The 26,268-nt window shown below is 68.0% G+C and carries 23 protein-coding genes; 9 read left to right on the top strand and 14 right to left on the bottom strand.

Annotated features, from left to right (window positions below; all coding sequences use genetic code 11):
* Position 1 precedes the first annotated feature (1 nt).
* On the bottom strand, positions 2–670 hold the full coding sequence (thiE, locus tag AMB_RS14385) for a thiamine phosphate synthase (RefSeq protein ID WP_231848850.1): 669 nt from the start codon (positions 668–670) through the stop codon (positions 2–4).
* A gap of 156 nt (positions 671–826) precedes the next feature.
* Here thiE and AMB_RS14380 point away from each other — a divergent pair, with 156 nt between their 5' ends.
* Entirely contained in the window at positions 827–1,147 is a 321-nt protein-coding gene (locus AMB_RS14380; protein ID WP_050750725.1) for a hypothetical protein, read from the top strand.
* A gap of 63 nt (positions 1,148–1,210) precedes the next feature.
* Here the strand turns inward: AMB_RS14380 and fliD are convergent, their stop codons facing one another.
* The 4 genes from fliD to AMB_RS14360 form a co-directional block, all read right to left on the bottom strand.
* Positions 1,211–2,491, bottom strand: a complete 1,281-nt coding sequence (gene fliD, locus AMB_RS14375; protein ID WP_043744622.1) for a flagellar filament capping protein FliD — start codon at positions 2,489–2,491, stop codon at positions 1,211–1,213.
* A gap of 144 nt (positions 2,492–2,635) precedes the next feature.
* On the bottom strand, positions 2,636–4,201 hold the full coding sequence (locus AMB_RS14370) for a hypothetical protein (protein ID WP_011385231.1): 1,566 nt from the start codon (positions 4,199–4,201) through the stop codon (positions 2,636–2,638).
* A 5-nt stretch (positions 4,202–4,206) separates the two neighbouring features.
* On the bottom strand, positions 4,207–5,394 hold the full coding sequence (locus AMB_RS14365) for an ATP-grasp domain-containing protein (RefSeq protein WP_231848849.1): 1,188 nt from the start codon (positions 5,392–5,394) through the stop codon (positions 4,207–4,209).
* 97 nt (positions 5,395–5,491) lie between these two features.
* Entirely contained in the window at positions 5,492–7,651 is a 2,160-nt protein-coding gene (locus AMB_RS14360) for an alpha/beta fold hydrolase (RefSeq protein ID WP_011385229.1), read from the bottom strand.
* Between the two features lie 96 nt (positions 7,652–7,747).
* Here AMB_RS14360 and AMB_RS14355 point away from each other — a divergent pair, with 96 nt between their 5' ends.
* Positions 7,748–8,158: a CoA-binding protein gene (locus tag AMB_RS14355; RefSeq protein WP_148207422.1), complete on the top strand. Its 411-nt coding sequence runs from the start codon at positions 7,748–7,750 to the stop codon at positions 8,156–8,158.
* A gap of 14 nt (positions 8,159–8,172) precedes the next feature.
* Here the strand turns inward: AMB_RS14355 and AMB_RS14350 are convergent, their stop codons facing one another.
* From AMB_RS14350 to purM, 5 genes are read right to left on the bottom strand one after another with little or no spacing between them, the layout of a single operon-like run.
* Positions 8,173–10,203 carry a sensor histidine kinase gene (locus AMB_RS14350; RefSeq protein WP_011385227.1) on the bottom strand — a complete coding sequence of 677 codons (2,031 nt, stop codon included), beginning with the start codon at positions 10,201–10,203 and terminating at the stop codon, positions 8,173–8,175.
* A 9-nt stretch (positions 10,204–10,212) separates the two neighbouring features.
* Positions 10,213–10,737, bottom strand: a complete 525-nt coding sequence (locus AMB_RS14345; RefSeq protein ID WP_011385226.1) for an adenine phosphoribosyltransferase — start codon at positions 10,735–10,737, stop codon at positions 10,213–10,215.
* Positions 10,738–10,793: 56 nt separating this feature from the next.
* A complete protein-coding gene (locus AMB_RS14340) occupies positions 10,794–11,774 on the bottom strand; it encodes a glycosyltransferase family 9 protein (protein WP_011385225.1) in 981 nt (326 codons plus the stop codon).
* Positions 11,767–12,378, bottom strand: a complete 612-nt coding sequence (gene purN / locus AMB_RS14335) for a phosphoribosylglycinamide formyltransferase (protein ID WP_011385224.1) — start codon at positions 12,376–12,378, stop codon at positions 11,767–11,769. The genes AMB_RS14340 and purN overlap by 8 nt, the downstream gene beginning before the upstream one ends.
* 2 nt (positions 12,379–12,380) lie before the next feature.
* The gene (gene purM / locus AMB_RS14330; protein ID WP_050750724.1) at positions 12,381–13,475 is read right to left on the bottom strand and encodes a phosphoribosylformylglycinamidine cyclo-ligase; all 1,095 of its coding nucleotides are present in this window, start codon (positions 13,473–13,475) and stop codon (positions 12,381–12,383) included.
* 62 nt (positions 13,476–13,537) lie between these two features.
* On the opposite strand from purM, the gene AMB_RS14325 reads away from it, so the two are divergent.
* Genes AMB_RS14325 through AMB_RS14310 form a run of 4 tightly spaced genes read left to right on the top strand, consistent with a single transcriptional unit; the run spans position 13,538 to position 17,136 of the window.
* Positions 13,538–14,611, top strand: coding sequence for a DUF2066 domain-containing protein (locus AMB_RS14325; protein ID WP_050750723.1), 1,074 nt, complete (start codon positions 13,538–13,540; stop codon positions 14,609–14,611).
* 2 nt (positions 14,612–14,613) lie between these two features.
* Complete coding sequence (locus AMB_RS14320) at positions 14,614–15,690, top strand: AI-2E family transporter (RefSeq protein ID WP_011385221.1); 1,077 nt, start codon at positions 14,614–14,616, stop codon at positions 15,688–15,690.
* Entirely contained in the window at positions 15,687–16,382 is a 696-nt protein-coding gene (locus tag AMB_RS14315) for an HdaA/DnaA family protein (RefSeq protein ID WP_011385220.1), read from the top strand. The genes AMB_RS14320 and AMB_RS14315 overlap by 4 nt, the downstream gene beginning before the upstream one ends.
* Positions 16,357–17,136: an SDR family oxidoreductase gene (locus AMB_RS14310; RefSeq protein WP_011385219.1), complete on the top strand. Its 780-nt coding sequence runs from the start codon at positions 16,357–16,359 to the stop codon at positions 17,134–17,136. The genes AMB_RS14315 and AMB_RS14310 overlap by 26 nt, the downstream gene beginning before the upstream one ends.
* A gap of 174 nt (positions 17,137–17,310) precedes the next feature.
* Here the strand turns inward: AMB_RS14310 and AMB_RS14305 are convergent, their stop codons facing one another.
* Both AMB_RS14305 and AMB_RS14300 read right to left on the bottom strand, forming a co-directional pair.
* Positions 17,311–19,497: a tetratricopeptide repeat protein gene (locus AMB_RS14305; RefSeq protein WP_011385218.1), complete on the bottom strand. Its 2,187-nt coding sequence runs from the start codon at positions 19,495–19,497 to the stop codon at positions 17,311–17,313.
* Positions 19,498–19,533: 36 nt separating this feature from the next.
* Positions 19,534–20,079, bottom strand: coding sequence for a SixA phosphatase family protein (locus AMB_RS14300; RefSeq protein WP_043744615.1), 546 nt, complete (start codon positions 20,077–20,079; stop codon positions 19,534–19,536).
* Positions 20,080–20,167: 88 nt separating this feature from the next.
* Here AMB_RS14300 and AMB_RS14295 point away from each other — a divergent pair, with 88 nt between their 5' ends.
* From AMB_RS14295 to AMB_RS14285, 3 genes are read left to right on the top strand one after another with little or no spacing between them, the layout of a single operon-like run.
* A complete protein-coding gene (locus tag AMB_RS14295; protein WP_043744611.1) occupies positions 20,168–22,306 on the top strand; it encodes an RNA degradosome polyphosphate kinase in 2,139 nt (712 codons plus the stop codon).
* Between the two features lie 6 nt (positions 22,307–22,312).
* The gene (locus tag AMB_RS14290; RefSeq protein WP_011385216.1) at positions 22,313–23,797 is read left to right on the top strand and encodes a Ppx/GppA family phosphatase; all 1,485 of its coding nucleotides are present in this window, start codon (positions 22,313–22,315) and stop codon (positions 23,795–23,797) included.
* Positions 23,794–24,249: a YaiI/YqxD family protein gene (locus tag AMB_RS14285; protein WP_011385215.1), complete on the top strand. Its 456-nt coding sequence runs from the start codon at positions 23,794–23,796 to the stop codon at positions 24,247–24,249. The genes AMB_RS14290 and AMB_RS14285 overlap by 4 nt, the downstream gene beginning before the upstream one ends.
* 165 nt (positions 24,250–24,414) lie before the next feature.
* On the opposite strand, the gene AMB_RS23475 is transcribed toward AMB_RS14285, so the two are convergent.
* Positions 24,415–25,044 carry a YkgJ family cysteine cluster protein gene (locus AMB_RS23475; RefSeq protein WP_050750721.1) on the bottom strand — a complete coding sequence of 210 codons (630 nt, stop codon included), beginning with the start codon at positions 25,042–25,044 and terminating at the stop codon, positions 24,415–24,417.
* Position 25,045: 1 nt separating this feature from the next.
* Positions 25,046–26,239 (bottom strand): ribonuclease D, encoded by a 1,194-nt coding sequence (gene rnd / locus AMB_RS14275; RefSeq protein WP_011385214.1) that lies wholly within the window; start codon positions 26,237–26,239, stop codon positions 25,046–25,048.
* Positions 26,240–26,268 lie beyond the last annotated feature (29 nt).

The following is a 26,268-nucleotide window of genomic DNA, read 5'->3' as shown; positions in this document are numbered from 1 at the left end:
CTCAGCCTCCGTCGGCGCAGATTTTGGCAAAGGCGCGCACCGCCGCCTCGGGACCTTCGGGGTGGTTCCACACGCCGCCCGACACCGCCAGGAAATCGGCGCCCGCCGTCACCAGGGGGCGGCAGTTCTCCACCGTAATGCCGCCGATGGCGACGCAGGGAACGGTGAACAAGCCATGCCACCATTCCAGAAGCTCGATCTCGGCGCGGGTGGGCGCCTCCTTGGTCTCGGTGGGGAAGAAGGCGCCGAAGGCCACGTAATCGGCCCCGGCCTCACCGGCTTCCATGGCCAGATGGCGGGAATCGTGGCAGGTGATTCCGACGATCCCTTCGGGGCCGACCGCCTGGCGTGCCGCCTTGTACGAGGCGTCGGTCTGTCCCACGTGCACGCCGTCGCACCCGGTCTCGAAGGCCAGATCGGGGCGGTCGTTGAGCAGCACCGCCACGCCGCGCCGCTGGGCGGGGGGGCGCAGCACATCGACGATGCGGGCCAGGGCATCGTCCTCTAGCCCCTTCAGGCGGATCTGCAGGCAGGCGACGTCGCCCGCATCCAGGGCGGCTTCCAGGGTGGATACCCATTCGAAGGGCTTTTCGATCACCGGCGGCGTGATCAGGTAGAGACGGCAGGAATCGCGGGAAATGGCGGGCCTCGCTGGATCGGGGTTGAGCACGCACCATGGCACCACGCCGATTATGGCGCAACTGCCGTGATTTGCCCTGAAAGAATCACAATTCGTCCCTTATTTCGCCACGGGCCGGGACGACATTATCCCTACCGAACGCGCCATGATGGCCTTCGGAACGAGATGCAGAAAAGGAATTTTCCCATGCGTGCCACCCGTTTCTTCGCCGCCGCCCTCGTCGCCGCCTCGCTGATCCCGGTGGCGGCCCTGGCTCAGGGCAGTGCGGCCCCCACCGTTGCCGCTCCCGCCGCGACCAGTGCCACCAAGGATGCGACCGGCGGGGCCGCCACCACGGTGGAAAAGGGCAAGAGCGACGCCGCTCACGCCAAGAAGGAGGCCAAGAAGGAAGCGAAGAAGCAGGTCAAGAAGGGTGAGCACGCCGCCACCCCGGCGACGCCCGCCACTCCGGCGATGCCCGCGACGCCCGCCACTCCGGCGACCCCGGTCGCTCCGGCCGGCAAGTAACCGGCCTCACATGACGACGCCCCCCTTCCCGGCGCGAGGAAGGGGGGCGTTGGTGTTCATGGTTCAGGAGAGGGCGGAGAGCAGACTGGTGGCGCCGCCCGCCAGGCCGGTGGAGGCGCTGCTTCCGCCGCCGAGATAGTCGAGCAGGCTGGCGCCGCGTCCCATCAGGGAGCCCAGGATCGAAACCTGGGAGGTGAGGGCGCCCTTGGAGCCCAGATAGGGCCGGATGGCATCGTCCATGCCCTTGGCCGCCTGGGCGATCAGCGATTGCACCGAGGCGGGGTCCTTGGACAGGGCCTGGGCCAGGATGGACTGGTCGACGGAAAGCGTGCCGTCCTTCTGCACATCGATGCCGATCTCGGCCAGGGTCGAGACGTCGCCGCCGGTCTGATACTGGGCCATGGCGGCGTCGCCGATGCGCTTGAACATGCCGGCGGCGAGATTGGCATTGGCCGCCAGCTGGCCCTTGTCTCCGGTCATCTCGACGATGGCCTGCTGCAATCCGTTGAAGGACTTCATCATCTTCTGGACGGTGTCGGTCACCCCGGAACGGGGCACGCTGAGCGAGCCCGTCGCGCTGAAGCTAGTCGTGGTGCCGAACGCCACCGGCACGTTGGTGTTGGCGGGCCAGGTGAAGTCGGTGCCATCGATGCTGTAATGGGCATCGGCCGCCTCGGAGGTGGGCGTCAGCGGGGAGGCGGCGGGGCGGGACGGATCGAACTCCAGTTCCGGCAGCCCGGACAGGGAAAAGGCCTTGCCGGCGCCGGTGTCCTTGCCGCTGATCTCCAGCTCGAAGCCGCCGCCGGACTCGACGACCTTGGCGGAAAGCCCGATGCCCGCGTCATTGATGGACTTGGCGATGTCGTTGAGCGAACCGCCGGCAATGGCGATGGTGGCGGGGGTGCCCTGAGGGGTGAAGGTGCCGGTCTCGGCATCCACCGCGCCCATCTGGACGCTGAGGCTGCCGGTACCCAGCGACACGGAATCCGGATCGCCGAACAGCGAGGTGACCAGGGTCTGGGGTTGGGCCAACTGGCTGACCTCCACCTGGACCGAGCCGGCGCTGCCGGGTTCCGAGGTCTGGGCCGCCACCGCCTGCAACTCTGACTCCACCTGGGAGCCCAGGGTGGCGAGCCGGGTATAGCCCACCATGGCGGCGCCGCTTTGGGCCGAGCCCAGCGACAGGGAAAAGGCCTCGTCACGCCCCAGGCTGAGCGGGCTGGCCGCCGCCGGGGTTGATGTCGCCGTGCTTGTGGTGCCGTCGCCCTTCTGGGTGGGGTTGGCGTATTGCTTCAGCAATCCGGCAAGGGCGGTCGGCAGGGCGGAAACGGCGTTGGTGCTCATGGCCTGTGCTCCGGGGCGCTGGCGCGCCCACTGAGGTGAAATCCTTGCAAGGCACCAAAGCAACAGTCATGCCATTTATTATTGCATTGATTATAAACGATTTTGTTGGGAGGCGTGGGCGGCGGACCCGGCAAAGTCTGCCGATCAGGCCGCCGACACCAGGTGCCGCCAGTGGCGCAGCAGCATGTCCAGCTTGGCCAGCACCAGCTTGGCCTCGGCTATTTCCATGTCCAGGAAGGCCTCCACCGAGCGGCCGATGGTCATGGCTTGGCGGGCGCCCGACACCAGCCGGGCCCCGGCCGCCAGCCGCAGGCCGCTCAGAGTCTCGCCCACCATCACCGGCTGGCCGATGTGGCAGGCCAGGGCGGCCAGGCGGCGGTCGCGCTCGCGGGCCTTGGGCGGCAGCAGGGCCGAGACGTCGCGGTTGAGCCAGACATGGAGGCGGCGCAGATCCTCCATGCCCAGCGGCGCCCTGGCCTTGGGCGGCGTGGCGGCGAAGGTGAGGATGGTGGCCAGCCCATCCCACGACCCCGGCACGCCGCGCTCGGGCGGCGGACAAGGCAGCAGCCGCAGGCGGGGCGAGGCCTCGATGGCGGCGCGGATGGCGCCCAGGAAGCGTTCGAGAATGCGCCGGGCCTCGGCCGGCGGCACGGCGTGGAAGGCGGCCATTTCCCACAGAGCCGCCCACCAGCGCATCAGCAGGCCCATATTGGCGTCGCCCCCCATGGGACGGCACCAGGTCTCCCAGGAATCGGGCCAGCAATGGCGCTCGGTATAGGCGTTGTAGCCCTCGGGCAGGGCGGCCTGGCCCAACTGGACGCGCCCGCCGACGCAGGGCGGCACCAGCAAGGCGCCGGCGAAGGGCGGGCCGGTAAAGAATTTCGAGCCGGTGATGATCACCATGAAGCCGTGGCCGAGATAGCGGGCGACGCTGTCCTTGGATAGGCGCAGCTGCGAGGCGTCCACCACCACGTCCAGGTGGCCGGCAAAGCGCTTGGCCAGGGCGAAGGTGAAGTCGACGCCCGGGGCGACCAGGCCGGTCTTCGACGTATCGAGCAGGTGAAGCAGCACGCGGCGCCCCCGCGCCACCTCGCGCTCGACCAGCTCTTCGGCCGCCCGGTTGAGCTTGTCCATGGGCAGCGGAGTGCCGGAATCGTCACGTACCTGGAGGATGGCCAGCTCCACCCGGGCGGCGGTGGCGGCGTCCACCGGCTGGTTGACATCCACATGGTGCCCCATGGCGGTGGTGGCATTGTAATGGCGCCCCGACGCGGCCTGCAGCACGTTGCTGGCGGTCTCGCGCGGCGCGATGACGATGCTGGTCAGCGGGCGCCGGTCGGCGGCCAGGGCCAGATGCAGGGCGTAGAACTCGGCGTCGGTACCCGAGGGCGTCAGAATGGCCTCGGTTCCCGGCACCGTGCCGCACTGGCGGGGGATTTCGCCGCGCACCTCTTCCATGGCGGCCGCGTATTCCTCGTCCAGCCGGCCGGCCTGGGCGGCCTCGGCCAGGCGGCGACGCAGGCCCTCCACATGGGTGAAGGCGCCGTCCGACACCGAGGTGGCGGTGGTCGAGGCGAAGGTGATGGCCCAGGGCCGGGGGCGGGGCGAGCAGCCATAGCGGTTCAGCCCACTTTCAGGATCGACCAGCAGACGCTCGTCGCCGCCGGTGGTCAGCAGCAGGTCGGTGGGCTGGGTCGGGTCCCAGGCCATGGGGGCTAGTCCTGCTTGGCCCGCTTGATCCGCCGCAGCATGTCCTGGAAGGCCTGGAAGATGCGGCGCATCTGCGGGGCCTTGTAGGGAAAGATTTCGGGCGGGTCCATGGCGTGGACGATCATGGCGGTATCGGCCTCGAACACCAGCAGTTCGCCGTCCGGCGTCTCGGCGCAATCCATGGCGAAGTAGTCGAGCCCGATGCGCTCGGCCATGGCGGCGAAGGCCTCGGCGTGACGGGCGGCGAAGTCCTCGTCGAACGAGGCGAAGGCCCGGGCTTCCTCGGCGCGCTTCTCTGCGCTTTCGCGCATGTCGGCGTTGAGGTAGTGGATCATCCAGTGGCTGGATACCGCCATGTGGCAGACGAAGGGCTTCCCGTCGATCATGGCGATGCGGTACTTGCGGAACAGGCCGTCGGCGCCGCGGTAGTCCACGAAGCTGGACAGGTAATAGCCCTCGGCCGGCTGGGCGGCCAGGTACAAGGCGATGCTCGATGGGGCGTCCAGCTTGGCCAACCCTTTGCCGGCATGGGAATCCAGCGGCCGGGCGATGATGGGGAAGGTGCCGTCGGGCAGCAGCTCGGTCAGCGTCACCTCGCCGCGGCCCAGGCGGGCCAGGGTCTCGGGATCGATCCGGGTGGTGGCGGGAATGCGGATTCCCTTGGCGCCGGCCAGCAGGGTGCTGACCCCGTCACGGGACAATTGCAGCACCTTGCGCGGGTCGTTGAGTACCGGCGGGCAGGGCCACAGGTCGGCGAAGGCGGCGATGCGCTCGAGGATCTCGCGGTTGGGATCGGACTCGCCGGCGATGACCATGGCCATGTCATGGGCGGGCACCCGCTCGGGCAGGTCCATGCCCGGCACCACGTACAGCACGTCCAGTTGGATCTCCGACCCCTCGATCAGGAACTGGATGGGCACGTTGGACATCAGGTTGCCCGGCGCGGCGAAGGCCAGAAGCTTCACCCCGTCCTCGGTCGCGCTGTCCGAATGGTCGCGGTAGACCTGGTCCTGGGCCAGGGCGCGGTCCTGGTAGGCCTGTCCGGCGTCCTCATGCCCCAGCAGGAAGTGGATGGTGGCGAGGTCGAGCAGCGCGGCGGAATCCGTGGAATCGGCCTCGCTTCGCTTCAGCAGTTCGATGGCGGGCGGCACCATGTTCTCGCCATGGAAGGCCATGGTGGTCAGCCGGGCCATCCCCATGGATTCGGGGGGCCAAGGCCTGTCCTGTCCTGATGTCACGGCATTTCCTTGGGCTATGGGACAGTCAAGACTATCCCGAAAAGGTTAAGCATTACTTCGCTGACACGGCCAGGACGGCATCAACCATGCGGTTGACGTCGTCTTCCCGGGTGCGGTGGTTGACGATAGCGGCGCGAATGGCTTGCGTTCCCCCGATGGAGGTGGTTGACGGCGCGGCGATGCCGGCTTCCTGAAGCTCGGCGACGATGCGGTCTGAGTCCGCGCCGGGACGGTGAAAGCAGACGATGTTGAGCGCCACGGGGGCCAGCAGTTCCAGGTCGGGCTCGGCTTCGACGCGGGCGGCGAGGTGGCGGGCCACCCGGCAGCAGCGGGCCATGGCGGCGCCCAGGGCATCCATGCCGTGGGCCTTCAGGGTCACCCAGGTCTTCAGGGCGCGAAAGCCGCGGGAGAGGTCGGGGCCGTAATCGCAGGGCCAGGGCGATCCCGCCGCCAGCCCTCGCGTCTCGCGACGCAGGTAGGCGGCGGGAGAGGCAAAGGCCGCCCGGTGGACCTCTCCGTCCCGAGCCAGAAAAAAGCCAGCGTCATAAGGGACTTGTCCCCATTTGTGAAAGTCGAATGCGATGGAATCCGAGCGCTCGATGCCGGCCAGCAAAGGCGTCAACTCGGCTGACATTGCGCCCAGGGCGCCCAGGGCGCCGTCCACATGGAACCACAAATTCTCGGCTGCCGCGGTGTCGGCCAGGGCCGCCAGATCATCGACGGCGCCCACGTCCACCGTGCCCGCGCTGCCGATGACCATGAAGGGCCGGCGCCCGGCGGCGCGGTCGGCGGCGACGGCCCGGCGCAGGGCGTCCAGGTCCAGGCGGTGGCGGGAATCGGTGGGCAGCAGGCGGAGGGAAGCCGAGCCCAGGCCGCTCAATTCGAAGGCCTGGGGGATGCAGCCATGGGCCGCCCGGGAGGCATAGGCGGTCAGGCCTTCGCCGCCACTCATCCCGGTCCGGCGGATATCGGTGCCCAGGGCCTTGGTGCGGGCCACCAGCACAGCCAGGAAATTGGCCATGGAGGCTCCGGTGACGAACAGGCCGCTGGCGCCTTCGGGATAATGGAACAGGGCGCGCATCCAGCGCAGGACCTGCCGCTCGACCTCGATGGGGGCATGGTCGCGGCCGCCCAGATTGGCGTTGAGGCCGCCGGCCAGCATCTCGGCCAGCATGCCCTCCACCGTGCCCGCCCCCTGGACCCAGCCCATGAAGCCGGGATGGAGGTTGCCGGACCCGAAGGGCTCCACCAGGCTGCGGAACTCGGCATCGATAGCAGTCAGCGCCTGGCCCGCCCGGGGGAGGGCGGCGTCGAAGGCCTGTCGCACTTCGGGCGGCATGGGGCGCCATACCGGGCCTTGGCGGATGTCCCGGATGAAGTCCAGGCTTTGATCCAACATGCGGTGGGCCTGGGCGCGCAATGCGTCCCAATCGGTGGGGTCCAGGCTGGGATCAAGGGCGTCAACCATGGCTGACGTGGTGGCTTCGGGGTGCTCGGCCATCATCATGTGGCCGGCTGACCCCAGTTCGGCGACGCGGCCATGCCGCAGCAATCCGGCAAGGGCGCGGCCGGCTTCGGGCGGCGACATGCGATCTTGGCCACCGATGATGACCGTGGCTGGGCACGCGACCAGGTCGGCCATGGCTGCGCCCTCGTCGTAGCGATTGCAGGCGGCCAGATCGGCATGCAGCACGCCCGGTGGGCTGGCGGCGAGGTCGGCGGCGGTTCCAACCAGCAGGGCGGGGGCGGGAGGCGGCTCCTTGGCGAAGCTCCACTTGGCGATCAGGGCGGCGGCGGCGGGCGGGTCGGCCAGGGCCATGTCCAGCAGGGCCTGGTTGACCGGCATGGCGGCGGCGGCGCCCAGCAGGAGCAGGGAACTTACCTTGGCGGGATGGCGGGCGGCGCAGTCCAGCGCGGCCAGCGCGCCCATTGAATGACCGGCCAGAGCCGCCCGGCCGATCCCGGCGGCGGCCATGAAATCGCTCAGCCAGTCGGCCTGGGCGCAGATACTCGCCAGTGCCGGACCAGCGGAGGCTCCGTGGCCGGGCAGATCGGGAGCCACCACGCGAAAGCCCTTGGCGGCAATGGTCTCGGCGATGCCGCTCCAGGTCCGGTGGCTGCCGCCGGCACCATGCACCAGCACCACCGTGGGGGCGTCACCGGCGCCGAAGGTGGCGGCGAAGACCGCCTTGCCGTGAATTGAGATGTCCATGCCGCGCCTCTCCCCTGGTGTGGCGCTCACTTTAGGAAGGCTGGCCAAAGGCGGCAAGGCCGCTATAGTTATCGGCGAAGAAGCATGGAGGATGCCGTGTCGGGTGCCGAAGAACTGATCGATCGCATCTTGAAGACAGTCCGTACCATCGCCGTGGTGGGATTCAGCAACAATCCCGCACGCCCCAGTCATTATGTTGCCGCCTATCTGCAAGATCACGGCTACCGCATCGTGCCGGTCAATCCGGGGCTGGCTGGCCAGGAGATTCTGGGCGAGACCGTATACGGCGATCTAGCCTCCATCCCATTTCCTGTGGATATGGTGGACATCTTCCGGACCTCCGAGGCGGCCGGTGCGGTGACCGACGAGGCCATCGTCATCGGCGCCAAGGTGGTGTGGATGCAGCAGGGCGTGATCAACGAGGAGGCTGCCCAGCGGGCCGGGGCGGCGGGACTCGATGTGGTGATGGATCGCTGTCCCAAGATGGAACTGGGGCGGCGGCTTTAGTGCGGCACCCGCCGTCAGATATCGGCGCCTGCGGCGTCCCGGTCGATGATGCGTGATGGCGGGAAGGTCACCGTGGCGACGGTGCCGCGGCCGGGCTGGCTGTCCAGGTGGAGCGTGCCGCCATGGGCGCAGATCAGGGCCTTGGCCAGGGGCAGGCCGAGGCCGCTGCCCTCGTATTTGCGCGATAGCCGGGTATCGGCCTGAACGAAGGGTTCCATCACCCGCAGCAATTCTTCCGGCGTCATGCCGATGCCGGTATCGGCCACGGTGATGATGAAGCCCGCCTCGGTCACCTTGGCGCCGATGGTTACCGCTCCGCCGTCATCGGTGAACTTCACCGCGTTGGAGCCCAGATTCAGGATGACCTGCCGCAGCCGCCGCTCATCGGCCAGCAGCAACGGCAGGGTGGGCGGCAGGTCTTCCGACAGCGTGATGCCGGCATTTTCGGCCCGGCGGGTCAGCAGCCGGATCGCTCCCCGGACCAGGTCGGGAACATGCACCGCCGCTTCCATCAGGTCGGTCATGCCGGCCTCGGCCTTGGACATGTCCAGAATGTCGTTGATCAACTCCAGCAGGTGCATGCCGCTTTCGTGGATGTCGTCCACATAGGTGCGGTAGCTGGCCGGCTCCAGCGGCCCGAAAATCTCGTGCTTCATCATTTCCGAGAAGCCGATGATGGCGTTGAGCGGTGTCCGCAATTCGTGGCTGATATTGGCCAGGAAGGTGTTCTTGGCCCGGTTGCCGCGCTCGGCCTCGTCCTTGGCTTCGCGCAGCGTCTGCTCCACCCGCTTGCGGTCGGTGACGTCGGTGAACGAGAGAATCAGCCCTCCCCCCGGCATGGAGGAGGAGCGCACTTCCATGATCAGGCCGCTGGGCGCGAAATGCTCGAAGACCATTTCCGGCCGCTCGCGGACGCTTTCGGCCAGATCGGCGGTCAATTGGGCGGAATGCCGTCCCGGCGGCGTGTCGTTGGCGGCCAGCAGGGCCATGAACAGCGAGATGTCGATGGTGCCCGGCGTGATTTCCGCCTGGGGCAGGCCCAGCATGCGGACGGCCGATTCGTTGAGCGCGATCAGGGCGTCATCGGAGGCGAACACCGCCACGCCTTGAGGCATGTTGTCGATGATTCCCTGCAGCCGGTCGGCCTGAAGGCTGAGGCGGTTCTTGCTGTCCAGCAGGGCGAGCTCGTTCTTTCGGCGCTCGCTGACATCGCGGATCACGCCGATGAAGGTGAGCATGTCGCCCTGATGCATCTCGGCGACCGCCAATTCCATGGGAAAGCGCGTGCCGTTGCGGCGCAGGCCCTCGACCTCGCGCCCGCCCGGGCCGGCTTCGGGAAAGCCGTTGGCCAGATAGGCTGGAAAGCCGGCCCCCCGGCCGTCCTGGCGCGGATCGGAAATCAGCATGCCCACATGGCGGCCCACCACTTGGTCCGCGCTCCAGCCGAACAGCTTTTCGGCGGCGGGGTTGAAGCTCAGAACCGTCCCTGTCTCATCGATGGTGACGATGCCGTCCACCACCGTGTCCATCACCCCCTTGAGCCAGGAGACGGTGTCTTCCAGGGAAATCTGGGCCTGCTTGCGCTGGGTGATGTCGCGCAGGATGCGCAATTGCCCGCCATCCAGGGTGGCATAGGCGTTGACGGTGATCCATTGCCCGTCGCGGAACTTGTCGTCGCTGGCGGTGGCGTCGGTGAGCCCGCCCCCCGACAGCTTGCGCCCCAGCCAGGCCGCGTCCATGTGCTCGAGATTCGCCAGTTCGGCCATCAGGTCCTCGAAGCGGGCGCCGGGAACGAGGGACTCCTTGATGGGCGACAGCAACTGGCGATAGCGCTCGTTGCAGGTGATCAGCCGGTTGGTCTTGTCGTAAAGCGCCACGCCGTCGCGGCTGTTGCCCAGCGCTTCCAGTAACTGGCGCTGGGATTCGAGCGCATAGGACCCGTCCGCGGAAGACCCGAGCCGCCGCCACCGGCGCATGGCGAGCAGCGTCGCCGCTGCTCCCACGGCCATGCCGGCCAAGGCAGTCTCAAGCCCCGCGAAAGGCATGATCCGCTCCTACTCGTCGTAGGAGGCGAGGCAGGTGAAGGGGACGTCCAGCTCCTTGAGCCGCTGCTTGCCGGGCAGGAAGGCCAGATCGATGATGGTTCCCGCGCCGGTGACATGGGCGCCGATCTTGCGCAGCAGCTCGACGCCGGCCGCCATGGTGCCGCCGGTGGCCAGCAGATCGTCGAGGATCACCACCCGCTTGCCTTCCTCGATGGCGCCCTTCTGAATCTCGATGGTGTCGGTGCCGTATTCCAGGGCGTAGTCGTGGCGGATGGTCTCGCCCGGCAGCTTGCCCTTCTTGCGCAGCATGACGAAGCCGCAGCCCAGCTTCAGCGCCAGCGGCGCCGCCACCAGGAATCCGCGCGAATCGATGCCGGCCAGCACGTCAGGCTGGAACTTGATGATCTCGCGGGCCATGCGGCCCATGGCCACCTGCCAGGCATCGGGATGGGCCAGCAAGGTCGAGATGTCGTAGAACAGGATGCCCGGCTTGGGGAAGTCGGGAACGCCGCGGATGTGGTCCTTGATATTCATGACTTAAGCTCGATGTTGGGATTGCGAAGGTATGGTAGACCGGGCGTCCGGCCCGGTCAAAGCAACAACTGCCCCAGGGCGTCGGCCACCGCCGGCAGGGGGATGGCGTCCATGGCCTCCCCGCCGAAATCCTGGGCGCGCAGTATGGCGGCACGGCGGGTATGCGGCGCGAATTTGTCGGCTGGCGTCGGGCCGAACAGCGACACCAGGGGAATATCGGCGGCGCCGAGCATGTGGCCGGTGCCGCTGTCATTGGCCACCGCCGCCGCCAGCCGGCGTCCCAGGGCGATGGTCAGCATGGGGGTCAATGCCGAGGCCTGCTGCAGCGGAAGCAGGGCATGGGGCAGGGCGGCGCGGATGGTGGGAGCCCAGTCGCTGGCCTCGGCCGGTCCCAGCAGGAAGACCGGTACCGCATCCTTCAGTCCGGCGGCCAGGGCGATGTAGCGCTCCAGCGGCCAGCATTTCCATCGTCCGCCGGCCCCGGGGGCCAGGCCCACGTAGCGCGGACCAGCGGGAAGCAGACGTTCGGCCTCGGCCTCGATGGAGGGATCGCGCGGCAGGGGCGAGGCTTCCGCCACGGGCTGGCCCGCCGCCGCCTCGGCCAATTGCATCAATTGACCGATCATGGACGCCGGCCGGGTGGCGTCGGCGGGCTTGCCGTCCGAGACCAGAAAGCCGGCGGTGGCCGAGATGAAGCGGCGGTGGCGGATGCGTCTGAGGATCAGGGTGGTCAGGCCGCGCCGCTGGGTGTCGATGATCAGGTCGAACGACCGGCCGGGCAGGGGACGCCGGCCCACCAGTTCCAGGGGGCGCTCGCCGATGCGGGTGAAAGGCAGGATCTCGTCGATCAGGCCGGTGACCAGCGGCGCCAGGATATCCTCGAACACCGTCGGTCCTTTGCCCGACATCCAGGTAATGCGGGCGGCGGGAAAGGTGGCGCGCAAGCTCCGGACGAAAGGCAGTTTGATCAGCCCATCGCCTACGGCATCCAGGCCCACATAGACCAGGATGGTCTCCGGCTTGGCAAGCTCAGGCATCACGGATCAGGGCGCGGTTGCCCTCGACCACTACCCGGCCCTCGGCCAGCAGGCGCAGGGCTTCGGGGTAGGCCTTGTGCTCCTGTTCCAGCACGCGTGCGGCCAGGCTGTCCTCGTCGTCCTGGGCCAGGACCGGCACGGCCTTCTGCACCAGGATGGGGCCGTCGTCCAACTCCGGCGTCACCAGGTGGACGGTGCAGCCGTGCAGCTTGACCCCGGCCTCGATGGCGCGGGCATGGGTGTGCAGCCCCTTGAACGAGGGCAGCAGGGCGGGATGGATGTTGATCATGCGGCCGCGCCAGCCCTCGGCGAAGGGCGTGGACAGCAGACGCATGAACCCGGCCAGACAGACGATCTCGATCCCGGCGGCGCGCAAGGCCTTGTCCATCTCGGCATCGAAGGCCTCGCGAGAGGGGAAGCCCTTGTGCGGGATGGTCAGGGTCGGCACCCCGGCCTTGGCGGCACGCTCCAGGGCGTAGACCCCGGGCACGTTGGAAATCACCAGGGCGATCTCGGCCGGAAAGGAGGGATCGGCGCAGGCGTCGAGCAGGGCCTGGAGATTGCTGCCCCGGCCTGAAACCAGGACGCCGACCTTCTTCTTCATGGTCAGACCCAATCGCCCTGGTTCAGCACCTGGGACTGCGCCTCGTCATCCTTGCGGGCACGGATGCGGCCGATGCGCACCACGGTCTCGCCGTGTTCGCCCAGGATGCGGGCGGCCTCGTCGGCCTTGGACGCCGAGACCACCACCACCATGCCGATGCCGCAATTGAAGGTGCGGGCCATCTCGTGGGCGACCACGCCGCCCTCCTTGGCCAGCCACTTGAACACGGGCGGCAGAGCCCAGGCGGAGCCGTCGATCTCGGCCACCACGCCCTCGGGCAGGACGCGCGGCACGTTCTCGATCAGGCCGCCGCCGGTGATGTGGGCCATGGCCTTGACCGTGCCGGCCTTGATGGCGGCCAGCGTGCTCTTCACATAGATGCGGGTGGGCTCCAGCAGGGCTTCGCCCAGCTTGCGGCCCGGCGCGAAGGGGGCGTCAGCCTCATAGGACAGGCCGCCCTTTTCCACGATGCGGCGCACCAGGGAATAGCCGTTGGAATGCACGCCCGACGAGGCGAGGCCCAGCAGCACGTCGCCCTCGGCCACGTCTTCCCTGGGCAGCAGGGCGTCGCGTTCGGCGGCGCCCACCGAGAACCCGGCCAGATCGTAATCGCCGTCGGAATACATGCCCGGCATTTCGGCGGTCTCGCCGCCCACCAGGGCGCAGCCGGCCTGACGGCAGCCCTCGGCGATGCCCGATACGATGGCGGTGCCCGCCTTGACGTCCAGCTTGCCGGTGGCGAAATAGTCGAGGAAGAACAGGGGCTCGGCGCCCTGGACCACCAGGTCGTTGACGCACATGGCCACCAGGTCGATACCCACGGTGTCGTGCTTGCCCGCCTCGATGGCGACGCGCAGCTTGGTGCCGACACCATCGGTGGACGACACCAGGATCGGGTCCTTGAACCCGGCGGCCTTGAGGTCGAAAAGCGCGCCAAAGCCGCCCAGACCGGCGGCGCCGCCCGAACGGGCGGTGGATTTGGCGAGCGGCTTGATGGCCTCGACCAGCGCCTCGCCGGCGTCGATATCGACACCCGCATCGCGGTAGGTCAGGCCGGGGGCTTTATCTTGCGCGGGAATGGGCTTCCTCGTGGGCATGGGTGTGGTATGGTCTCGGCGAAATTGAGTGGGCCAAAATACTTCATCCCGGACGGTTTGCAATGTCTTCTCGCGGTCTCCGGCTCGGCTGGCTGGTCCTCGGTCTTTTCCTGGCAATTCCCGGCGTGGCGCAAGCCGCCGACGCCTTCGCCGTGCGCGGCATCGAGGTGGACGTCACCGCCCAGGGCGTGGCCGCCGCCAAGGAGCAGGCTCTCGCCGAGGCCGAGCGGGTCGGTTTCCGACGTCTGCTCGAGCGCCTCACCATGCCTGCCGACCATGCCCGGCTGCCCGGCGCCGACGCCTTGCAGTACGTGCGCGACGTGGCCATCGACAACGAGCGCTCGTCGGCGGTGCGCTACATCGCCACGCTGTCGGTGCGCTACAATCCCGTGGCGGTGAAGAAGCTGCTGCGCGATGCCAACATCAAGTATGCCGAGCCCCGGCCCCGTCCGGTGGTCATCGTGCCGGTGTTCCGGCCCGTCGGCGCCGGCCGCGCCCTGCTGTGGGACGATCCCAACCCGTGGCGGGCGGCCTGGGTCGCCCTGGGCAGCGGCGCCCTGGTGCCGCTGGTGGTGCCGGTGGCCGACGCGGCCGACCTCCCCCTGGTGCCGGTTGAGAAGGCCCTGGCCGGCGACGTGGAATCCCTGTCGGCTCTCGGCGCCCGTTTCCGCACTCCCGACGTGCTGGTGATGACCGCCATGGTCAATGGCGCCACCAATGCCGTCGACGTGACCGCCACCGGCATGCCCGGCGTGATGAAGCCGTTCGACACCCGATCCTATCCCATTGGCGAGACCGGGGTGGACGCGGCCCTGCGCCGCGCGGCGGGCGAGGCGGCGCAGACCCTGGACACGGCCTATAAGCAGTCCAACCTGCTGTCCTTCGACCGGGCGGCCTCCATGGCGGCCATGGTGCAGCTTAAGGGGCTGGAGGATTGGGTGGCGGTGCGCGAGCGCCTGGGCCGCGTCACCCTGGTGCGCCGCTGGGAGATCGTCTCGCTGTCGCGCGAGGAGGCGGCGATCGTGCTGTATACCGTGGGCGAGCCCGAGCAGGTCAAGGCGACCCTGGCCGCCGCCGGGCTGCAACTGGATTGGAACGACGCCTTCTGGGTCATGAAGCTGAAGGGGACGCCATGAGCATGAGTTCGGGTCAGCGGCTGCGCTTCTGGCTGATCGGCGGCGTCGCCTTCCTGGTTCTGCTTTACATGCTGCGCAGCGTGATGCTGCCCTTCGTGGCGGGCATGGCGGTGGCCTATTTTCTCGATCCCCTGGCCGACCGCATGGAGCGGGCGGGGCTGTCGCGCACCCTGGCCACGGCCATCATCTGCCTGGTGTTCTTCGGCGTCATGGGGCTGGGCCTCACCTTGCTGGCGCCCATCATCCAGCAGCAGGTGGTGACCTTCGTCCAGAAGGTGCCGGTCTACGCCCAGTCGCTGCAGACCCGGGCCATGCCGCTGCTGGAGGAGGTCTATCGCCACCTGTCGCCGGAGGACCTGGAGAAGCTGCGCTCGTCTGCCGGCGCCTATGCCGGAACGGCGGTGGGCTGGGGGCTGGGCGTGCTGAAGGGCGTGCTGTCGGGCGGCATCGCCGTGATGAGCATCCTGTCGCTGCTGTTCATCACCCCGGTGGTGACCTTTTACCTGCTGCGCGACTGGGACCACATGGTCGCCAAGGTGGACAACTGGCTGCCGCGCCATCACGCCGAGACCATCCGTTTCGAACTGCGGGAAATCGACCGCACCATCGCCGGCTTCGTGCGCGGCCAGGCCACGGTGTGCATCGTGCTGGCCATCTTCTACGGCGTCGGGTTGACCATCACCGGCCTCGATCTCGGTCTGATGATCGGGCTGGGCACCGGATTGGGAGCGTTCGTTCCCTATGTGGGCATGCTGATCGGCCTGATCGCTAGCGTCGGCCTCGCCCTGGCCCAGGGCGGCGAGTGGCATCTGCTGGGCGGTGTCGGCATTGTGTTTCTGATCGGCAACGTGCTGGAAGGCAACTTCCTGACGCCCAAGCTGGTGGGCGACCGGGTCGGCCTGCATCCGGTGTGGATCATTTTCTCGCTGCTGGCCGGCGGCGCCTTGTTCGGCTTCGTCGGCATCCTGCTGGCGGTGCCGGCCGCCTCGGTGATCGGCGTTCTGACCCGCTTCGCTCTGCAGAACTACATGAAGAGTTCGCTGTACGACGGCGTCGAGGACGATTACAGCAAGTCATGAGCGAGGCCCAGCTTCCCCTGGCGTTCGGGCATGTCCCCTCGCTGGCCGCTGACGATTTCCTGGTGGCGCCCTGCAACGCCGAGGCCCATGCCTGGGTGGGCGCGCCGGGCCGCTGGCCCGGCCCGGCCAGCGTCCTGTGCGGCCCGGCCCAAAGCGGCAAGACCCATCTGGCCCATCTGTTCGCCCGTGACGGCGGCGGCAGGCTGGTTTCCGCCGCCGAGGTGACGGAAGGGTCCTCGCGTCCGCTGCTGGAATCGGTGCCGGTGCTGGTGGTCGAGGATTGCGACCGCGGCCCGCTCGACGAGGTCGGGCTGTTCCATCTCATCAACCAGGGCCGCGAGCTTGGCCGCCTGCTGCTGCTGACCGCCCGCCTGCCGCCCGCCACCTGGGCGGTCAGGCTGCCCGATCTGCGCTCGCGGCTGCTGGCCATGCCGGTGGCGGCCATCGGGGCGCCCGACGACGCGCTGCTGGCCGCCCTGCTGGTCAAGCTGTTCGATGATCGCCAGTTGCGGATCGGCGAGGATGTGGTTCACTTCCTGATCGGCCGCATGGAGCGCAGCTTCGCCGCCTGCGCCAGAATGGTGGAACGCCTGGACAATGCCGCCCTGGCCAGCCGCCGCGCCGTCACCGTGCCGCTGGCCCGGCGCATTCTGGAGGGTGAGGACCATGGATCTGGGACTGAAGGGCCGTAGCGCCATCGTTTGCGGCGCCTCGCGCGGTCTGGGCCGTGCCTGTGCCGAATCTTTGGCCCGCGAGGGCGTCAATCTGGTGATGGCGGCCCGCCGCCCCGATGTGCTTGAACTGGCGGCCAAGGAGATTCGGGCCAGGACCGGCGCCGCCATCAAGACCGTGCCGGTGGACGTGACCACTCCGGAAGGGCGCAAGGTGCTGCTGACCATCCTGCCCGATCCCGATATCCTGGTGACCAATGCCGGCGGCCCGCCGCCCGGCGATTTCCGCGATTGGGACCGCGCCGCCTGGATCAAGGCGCTGGACGCCAACATGCTGACGCCCATCGAGTTGATCAAGGCAACCGTGGACGCCATGATCGAGCGGAAATTCGGGCGCATCGTCAACATTACCTCGGCGGCGGTCAAGGCCCCCATCGACGTGCTGGGACTGTCCAACGGGGCTCGGGCGGGGCTGACCGGCTTCGTGGCGGGACTGGCCCGTCAGGTGGCGCGCCACAACGTCACCATCAACAATCTGCTGCCCGGTCCCTTCGACACCGATCGCCTGCGCGCCACCATGGAGGGGCAGGCCAAGGCCCAGGGCGTCACCCTCGACGAGTCCATGGCGCGGCGCCGCGACGCCAATCCCGCTGGACGCTTCGGTGACCCGGCCGAATTCGGCGATGCCTGCGCCTATTTCTGCTCGGCCCAGGCGGGCTACATCACCGGCCAGAATCTGGTGATCGACGGCGGGGCCTTTCCGGGGACGCTTTGACGGGCTGCGGTTCGGGGGCTTTCGCCCCCGATCCCCCAACCGGGAAGCACAGCTTCCCGGACCCTTCAGCTATTTTAATTTATTGGAATAAAAAGAACTGGTGGTTCGGAGGCTGCGCCTTCGAACGGGTCAGGGCGGTAGCCCTGCCGCGAAGCGGAGGTCTTCCGCCCGCCGTCACCCTCCCCGGACCGCCGATCTCAGGAAGGCGGCCATGCCCGCGATGGGGGCGGGGTTGGTGAAGACGCCCGGGGCGTTGGCCCGCATGGTGGCGGAAACCTGCTCGCGGTAGGCCTTGTCGGTGCCCAGGCGGGCGGCGACGGCCACGTAGGCATCCTCGTCCTTGGCTACCAGCTCGTCCAGCCCGGCGGCCCGCAGGATGCCGGCCGAGACGTGGCCGCGCAGGTAATTGCCGGTGCGGGCGGCGATGGGCGTGCCGCAGGCCAGGGCCTCCAGGGTGGTGTAGCCGCCCGACCAGTCCAGGCTGTCCAGCGACACGTCGGCCGCCTTCAGCATGCCCAGGAACTCCACCGAAGTGACCTGGGAGTGGATGCGGATGTATTGCCCGGCGTCCAGGCCATGGGCGGCGAAGGCCTTGTCCATGCGCCGGCGGAACAGCTCGGTGAAGCTGCCGTGGCGGTCGATGAAGTCGATGGTGCACGGCCCCACGGCCTTGGCGATGCGGGGAAAGACGTTGTCCTGGCGCGGCAGCATCTTGAACAGGCTTTGGGCGCAGAAGAACAGCGGCCCGGCCCCGGCGGGGCGGGCGGGCGGCAGGACCGCCTCCTCTACCTTGGGGGGGATGATGTTGAAGCCGATTCCGGGCAGTCGGACCAGCTTTTCGCTGTAATGGGCCTCGGCCCCCTCGGGCTCGATCAGCTCGCCGCTGATGAAATAGTCCATGGAGGCCATGCCGGTGGTCACCGGATGGGCGAAGGCGGCGCACTGGATGGGAGCCAGGCGCAGCATGGCCAGGACGTCGATTTCCGGGTGCAGGCCCACATCCGGATAGACCAGGATGTCCAGATCGGCCTCGCGCACCATTCTGGCCCGCTCGGCGTTAGGGGCATAGGCATCGACGAAATGCTCGACCAGACCGGCCAGCCGCTCGGTCTCGCCATCCCACTTGGCCCCGGCGTGGAAGACGAAGACCTCGAACTCGTCGCGGTCGAGGCCGGTGGCCCAGGCCGCCGTCAGCCGGTTGACCACGTGGGTGAAGTAGTCGGCGGAAAAGAAGCCGACCCGGATGCGGCCGCCGGCCGGGCGGGCGGGGAGGGGGGCGCCATGGCCGAAGCAGGCCTGGGCCACCCTGGTCTGGGCGCTGCGCAGCAGGGTGTTCAGCTCGCGGTCGTTTTCCGCCTGATAGGCCAGGAAGAACACGTCCATCTCCAGGATGCCGGCCTGCGCCGCCACCTCGCCCGGAGGCAGCGCCAGGATCTCCGCCGTCACGGCGCCAAGCTTGTCGGCGAAGCGCTTGCGCCAGCCGATGATCTCGTCCTCGGTCTCGTACTGGTTGGGAAGCACCAGGGCATCCCACCAGCGGGCCTCGATGCAGCCGCCCTTTTCCAGATAGGGCACCGAGTCCATGACGCGTCCCATGCGGGCCAGCAGCTTGCCCAGGTTGAGATTGACCTCCGGCGCCTGGGGGTGGCGGGCGAGGATGGCGCGGTATTGCTGCTCGGCCTCCTCGGGCCGGTTCAGCACCCGCAGGGTGAGGGCGCGGTTGTTGGCGGCCACGTGGTCGGCGGGATTGAGAGCCAGAAGGTGCTCGAAGCAGGCCAGGGCATCCTCGCCCTTGCCGCCGGCGAAATAGAGCAGGCCGAGATCGTTGAGGGCCGGGGCGAAATCGGGTTGGGCCTTCAGCACCGCCTGGAATTCGGCCATGGCGCCCTCCAGCTCGCCGGTGTCGCGCAGGGCGCGGCCGAGGAGGTGGCGGCTGGCCAAGCGTCCCGGCTCCCGCGACAGGACGGAGCGCAGCGGCGCCAGGGCCTCGGCGGCCCGCTGGCTTTCAATCAGCAGACGGGCGAGGTTCTCGGCCGCGTCGCTCAGGTCGGGCGCCAGGGCGAGGACCCGCTTGAAGGATTTCTCGGCGGGACCGGTCTTGCCGCTGGCCGCCTGGGCCGATCCCAGGGCGTTGAGCGCCATGGGGTTGTCCCCGTGCTTGCGGATCAGCCGGGTCAGGGTCTCGGCCGCTTCGTCCGGCTTGCCGCCCGACAGCAGCGCCACGCCCAGGTAATAAAAGGGTTCCGGGGCATTGGGCGTCCGGCCGGTCAGGGTGCGGAACTGCCGCGCCGCCTCGTCCCACTTGCCTTGCTGCAGGGCGCCGATGCCTTGGCGGAACAGGAACTGGAGGTCTGCGGACATGGAAGGCGGCCCTGCTGTCGGGGAAATGCGGGGTGTTTATAGTGCCGAATCCCCGGCGGGTGAAGGCGTCTCGAAGTCCCTGGGGCGGATGAAGGCGGCCAGGCGGCCGCGTCCGGCTTCCAGTTCGCCCCAATGGGCGATGTCCAGGTCAATCACCGCCAGGGCGCCGGTGGGGAACTTCTCCCCCAGGGCGGCCAGCAAGGCGGGGTCGCCGTGATGGTCGGCCAGCACCTCGGCCAGACGGCCGATACCGGGATTGTGGCCGATCAGCAGCACCGACTCCATGTGCTCGTCCAACTGGCGCAGGCGGGTCAGCAGCCGCGCCTTGCCGGCTTCGTACAATTCCGCCTCGATGGCTACCGGAACGCCTTCAAGGTGGGGCTCGATCATCTCCCAGGTGGCGCGGGTGCGTGCCGCCCCGGACACCAGCGCCATGCCGGGCCGCAAGCCCTGTTCCGCCATGTAACGCCCCATGCGCTTGGCATCCTTGCGGCCGCGCCCGTTGAGCGGCCGGTCGAAATCCTCGGCCGCCGGATCATCCCAGCTGGACTTGGCATGGCGCAGCAGGAACAGTTTTCTCATTTCGGTAACCGCCTCGGTCATGACAGGGCTGCCAACAGGATATATAAATGAACGGGGGCGCACTACGCCCATCCACTGGAGATATGCCGTGACCCACTCGCAGGCCGTTGACATCCCTGCCATCGACATTGAGTCGAAGGATCGTTTCATCAACCGGGAATTGTCATGGCTGGCCTTTAACGGCCGGGTGATCGAGGAGGCTTTCAACCCGCATCACCCGCTGCTGGAGCGGCTGCGCTTCCTGTCCATCTCGGCGGCCAACCTGGACGAGTTCTACATGGTGCGCGTCGCCGGCCTGAAGGGCCAGGTGGATGCGGGCGTCATGACCACCAGCCAGGACGGCCTGACCCCGGCGCAGCAGCTGGCGGCCATCAATTCCGAGGCGGCTCGGCTGCTGGAGGCCCAGAAGAAGTGCTGGCGCGAGTTGAAGGTCGAATTGCGCGGGGCGGGAATCGCCGTCATCGACCGTTCGGAACTGTCTAAGGCCGACATGAAATGGCTGGAAGGCCGCTTCATGGAGCATGTCTTCCCGGTGCTGACGCCACTGGCCATCGACCCGGCCCATCCGTTTCCCTTCCTGCCCAACGGCTCTTCGGCCCTGGTGCTGCATCTGAACAAGCTCGACGACGGCGAGGTGCTGCGCGCCCTGCTGCCGCTGCCCGGCCAGATCGAGCGCTTTACCCGCCTGCCCGGCGACGGCATCCGCTTCCTGCCGCTGGAAGAGTTCGTACTGCTGTTCCTCGACCAGCTCTTCCCCGGATTCCGCATGGAATCCTTCGGCCATTTCCGGGTGATCCGCGATACCGAGATGGATATCGACGAAGAGGCCGAGGATCTGGTCCGCGTGTTCGAATCGGCGCTGAAGCGCCGTCGCCGCGGCCATGTCATCCGCCTGACCTTCAGCGCCGGCATCCCCGCCGACCTCAAGGATCTGGCCATCGCCGAGATGCACGCCGATATCGAGGACGTGTTCGAGATGGACGGCCTGCTGGGGCTGGTCGACACCAAGCGGCTGATCGTCGACGAGCGTCCCGACTTGCTGTTCCCGCCCTACCACGCGCGGTTCCCCGAACGCATCCGCGATTTCGGCGGCGATTGCTTTGCCGCCATCCGCAAGAAGGACATCGTGGTCCATCACCCGTTCGAGAGCTTCGACGTGGTGGTGCAGTTCATCCGTCAGGCGGCGGCCGATCCGGCGGTGGTGGCCATCAAGCAGACGCTGTACCGCACCAGCGCCGATTCCCCCATCGTCAAGGCCCTGGTCGAGGCGGCCGAGGCGGGCAAGTCGGTCACCGCGATGGTGGAGTTGAAGGCCCGCTTCGACGAGGAGGCCAACATCCGCTGGGCCCGCGACCTGGAACGGGCCGGCGCCCAGGTGGTGTTCGGCTTCCTGGAGCTGAAGACCCACGCCAAGATCTCCCTGGTGGTGCGCCGCGAGGGCGGCACCCTGGTGTCCTACGTCCATTTCGGCACCGGCAACTACCACCCGATCACCGCCAAGGTCTATACCGACCTGTCGTTCTTCACCTGTGATCCGGCCCTGTGCCGCGACGCGGCCAAGACCTTCAACTTCATGACCGGCTATGCCAAGCCCGACGGCATGGAAAGCCTGGCCATCGCCCCCATCTACCTGCGCAAGAAGGTGCTCTCGCTGATCGAGGACGAGATCGCCAATGTGAAGGACGGCAAGCCCGGCGCCATCTGGGCCAAGATGAACTCCCTGGTCTGCCCGCAATTGATCGACGCCCTGTATCGCGCCTCCCAGGCGGGGGTGAAGGTGGATCTGGTGATCCGCGGCATCTGCTGCCTGCGCCCCGGCGTGCCCGGCCTGTCGGACAATATCCGGGTCAAGAGCATCGTCGGCCGCTTCCTCGAGCATTCCCGCGTGATCTGCTTCGGCAACGGCCATCGCATGCCATCGCGCCATGCCAAGATCTTCATTTCCTCGGCCGACTGGATGCCGCGCAACATGGACTGGCGCGTGGAATCCTTCGTGCCCATCGAGAATCCCACCGTGCACCGCCAGATTCTCGACCAGATCATGGTGGCTAACCTCAAGGATCAGGCCCAGACCTGGATTCTGCGCCCCGACGGGGTGTACGAGCGCTTCCAGGCCGAGGAGGGGGCGTTCAACGCCCACACCTATTTCATGACCAACCCGTCGCTGTCGGGACGAGGAAGCGCGGGGGAACGCGGACGCAAATCCAAGAATCTGCAACTTGCCTGACGCCCCATGAAGATCAAGCTGCGCCAGGAGCCCATCGGCATCGTCGATATCGGCTCCAACTCCATTCGCCTGTGCGTCTACGATCTGGCGCAGCGCGTGCCCGTTCCGCTGTTCAACGAGAAGGCGGTGTGCGGCCTGGGCCAGGGCGTGGGCAGCTCCGGCCGCCTCAGCCCCGAAGGCGTGGAGGCCGCCCTGGTGGCGGTGGGCCGCTTCATCAGCCTGTGCCGCGCCATGGAGGTGGAGCGCCTGGACGTGCTGGCCACGGCGGCGGTGCGCGATGCCGCCGACGGCGAGGATTTCGTGCATGAGGTGGAGCGGCGCTTCGCCGTTCAGGTCAAGGTGCTGTCCGGCGGGCAGGAAGCCAAGATGGCCGCCATGGGCGTGCTGTGCGGCACCCCCGACGCCAACGGCATCGTCGCCGACTTAGGCGGCGGCTCGCTGGAACTGGTGACCGTTCAGGACCAGAATTTCGGCCTGCATGTCACCATGCCCCTGGGGCTGCTGCGCCTCACCGAGGCTTCGGGCGACGACAAGGCGCGGGCCGCCGAGATTGTCGACGGCCATCTGAAGGGGATTGCCTGGCTGGCCGAGGGCCGGGGGCGCAATCTCTATGCGGTCGGCGGCGCCTGGCGCTCCATCGCGCGGATCTGCATCGCCCAGACCCAGCATCCGCTGACCGTGCTGGACAATTTCTCGCTGGATGCCCGCGAGGCCCTGGCCATCCTGGAACTGGTCTCGACCCAAAGCCGCAAGTCGCTGGAGAAGATTCCCGGCATCTCCAAGAAGCGCACCAGCGGCCTGCCCATGGCGGCGCTGATCCTGGCACGCACCATCCGCGCCATCGGACCGTCCCGGCTGGTGTTTTCCATCTACGGCATGCGGGAGGGTCAGTTCCTCAAGCGCCTGCCGGAAAAGCTGAAGCACGAGGACCCGCTGCTGTCGGTGTGCCGCCACATGGCGCTGCTGAACTCGCGCTTTCCCGAGCACGGCGACGAATTGCTGGCCTGGATGGCGCCGCTGTTCCCATCGGAGACCACGCGGGAAAGCCAGTTGCGCCACGCCGCCTGTCTGGTGTCGGACATCTTCTGGAACGAGCATCCCGATTACCGCGCCGAGCAGGCCTTCCTGCGCATCCTGCGCCTGCCCTTCATGGGCGTCGGCCATCGTCATCGCGCCGCCATCGCCTTCGCGGTGTTCTGCCGCTACCAGGGCAACGAGGACTCGCCCGAGGTGGCCCGCTTCATCCAGTTGCTGGACGAAGGCGCCTTCCGCCGCGCCCGCACGGTGGGGCTGGCGTTGCGCCTAGCCCATACCTTGTCGGGCGGCGCTCCCAACCTGCTGCGCCAGACCCGGCTGTTCGTCGAGGACAAATACCTGATCCTCGAAGTGCCCGCCGACAATCCGGCCTTTACCCTGGAGGGCGACCGTTCCTTCGACCGCCTCGCCAAGGCCCTGGAATGCGAGGCCCTGACCTTCCGGCGGGTGAAGTGACCAAAATTTATATCGACGGCGACGCCTGTCCGGTGAAGGACGAGGTGTTCAAGGTGGCTGGGCGCTATGGTCTGGCCGTCACCGTGGTGGGGAATGCCTGGCTGCGGCTGCCCCAGGACCCCATGATCACCATGATCGTGGTGCCTGAAGGTCCCGACGCCGCCGACGACCGCATCGCCGAACTGATCGAGCCCGGTGACATCTGCATCACCAACGATATCCCACTGGGCTCGCGCTGCCTGATCAAGCGAGCCCTGGTCCTGCGCCCCAACGGCAAGCCCATGACCGAGAATTCCATCGGCGACGCCCTGGCCACCCGGGACCTGATGAACACGCTCCGCGAAATTGGCACCATGACCGGCGGTCCGCCGCCCTTCGCCAAGGCCGACCGTTCGCGCTTTCTCTCGGCGCTGGACACCATGGTGCATCAGGCGAAGCGGGTTGTTCCCTAGGGTCTCGCGCCCTTAATCCGAGCTAAGCGGGGCTGCCGCCCCGACCCTGCTTGGAGGCGATGCCTCCAAACCTCTCTTTTATTCATCAATAAATTCAAAGGGGGACCGGGGCATGGCCCCGGGCGGGTGCGGGCGGCAGCCTGCCTGAGGTCTATCGGGATGACCTCAGGGGGCTTTGCTAAGCAGCCCATCCACCGCCAGGGCCAGATTCACCGCCTCGGCGGAGTGTCCCGACCCTTGCAGGGCTTCGGCCAGCCCCATCTGGGCATGAGCCCAAACGCCTTGCTGGGCGGCCAGGACCGGGGTGCGCACCGCCTCGCCCTCGAAGGAGCGGCGGCAGGCCCCGGCATCGGCGGAATTGTGGGCCCGGCAGGGCAGGGGGCGGGCGGCATGGATGCCGCACAATCCGTCGTCTTCCAGCAGGGGGCAGCGGATGCGGGCCGCCCACCATTGCCGCTGGTCGAGGCCGGTGCCCTTGGCCGCCGCGTCGCGGGCGCGGGCGGTGATGGCGGCTTGGGCCTCGGGCGGCTTGGCGGCGATGGCTTGGGCCACCAGATCAAGCTCGGCGGCGGTGATGGCGACGATCTGGTGGCAGCACCAGGAACAGCCGGCGGCGCAGGCCTGCCGGGCCAGTTGCTCGTCCAGCTTCAGCGCCTGACGGACGCGATCGAAAAAGGCATCGGCAGCGGCGATGGCGGCCCGGGCGGAGTCCGCCGGGCTTTTCCCCTGGGCCAGGGCTTGGCTGGCGGCGGCGGCGGCTTGCCGCCGGACGTCGGAATAGCCCAGCCCGGCCAAGTCAGTCGGCCACGGCCGGTTCGGGGCAGGCTTCCACCGGTTCGATGGGCACGGTGCGCAGACGCTTGCCGTCGGTGCAAAAGCCCAGGCCCAGACGGCCATGCTTCAACTTCAGGGCGTCGGCGCCGAACAGGTCGCGGCGCCAGCCGTGCAGGGCCGGCACATCGGCATCGTCATCGGCGGCGATGGCGTCGATGTCGGCGGAGTTGGCGATCAGCTTGCCCGCCACGCCGTGCTCGTCGCACTTCATCTTGAGCAGCACCTTGAGCAGCTCGACCACCGGGCCCAGGCCCTTGGGCACGTCGACCCGGTCGCTGGGCTTGGGGCAATCGGCCTCGGGCATGGCCATGCCGCGCTTGACGGCTTCCAGGATGGCCAAGCCCATCTTGCCTTCCACCAGCCCCTTGCCGATGCCGCGGGTGCGGCCCAGTTCGTGGGTGTCGGTGGGATGGTGGGCGGCGATCTCGGTCAGGGTCTCGTCCCTGAGGATGCGCTGGCGCGGCAGGTCGCGCTCCTGCGCCTCGCGCTCACGCCAGGCGGCCAGTTCCTTGAGCACCGCCAGGAAGCGGCCCGAGGTGGAGCGGGGCTTGAGCCGGCGCCAGGCGTTCTCGGGATCGACCCGGTAGGTGCCGGGCTCGGTCAGCAGGGCCATTTCCTCGGACAGCCACTCGATGCGGCCGTTCTTCTCCACCTTGCGCACCAGCTTCTCGTAGGCGACGCGCAGATGGGTGACGTCGGCCAGGGCGTACTGGATCTGCTTTTCCGACAGCGGCCGGATGGACCAGTCGGTGAAGCGCATGGACTTGTCGATGCGGGCTTTGGCCAGTTGCGAGGCCAGGGTCTCATAGCCCACCGAATCACCAAAGCCGCAGACCATGGCGGCGATCTGGGTGTCGAAGATGGGCGTCGGGATGGCATCGGCCAGATGCAGGAAGATTTCCACGTCCTGGCGGGCGGCATGGAACACCTTCAAGACATTGGTGTCGGCCATCAGCTCGAACAGCGGCGCCAGGTCCATGTCCGGCGCCAGCGGATCAATGGCGCGCGCCTCGTCGGGCCCGGCCACCTGGACCAGGCAAAGCTGAGGCCAGTACGTCTTCTCCCGCATGAACTCGGTGTCGACGGTGACGAACGGGGCGGATTTCAGTCGGCGGCAAAAAGCCGCAAGCGACTCGGTATCGGAGATCATCGGCATGGCTGCCACAGATACACCCTGGCGGCCGT

The sequence above is a fragment of the Paramagnetospirillum magneticum AMB-1 genome, assembly GCF_000009985.1.
GTDB lineage: Bacteria > Pseudomonadota > Alphaproteobacteria > Rhodospirillales > Magnetospirillaceae > Phaeospirillum > Phaeospirillum magneticum.
The sequence above is the reverse complement of the archived record's forward strand: the minus strand, read 5'-3'. Positions and strand labels throughout refer to the sequence as shown.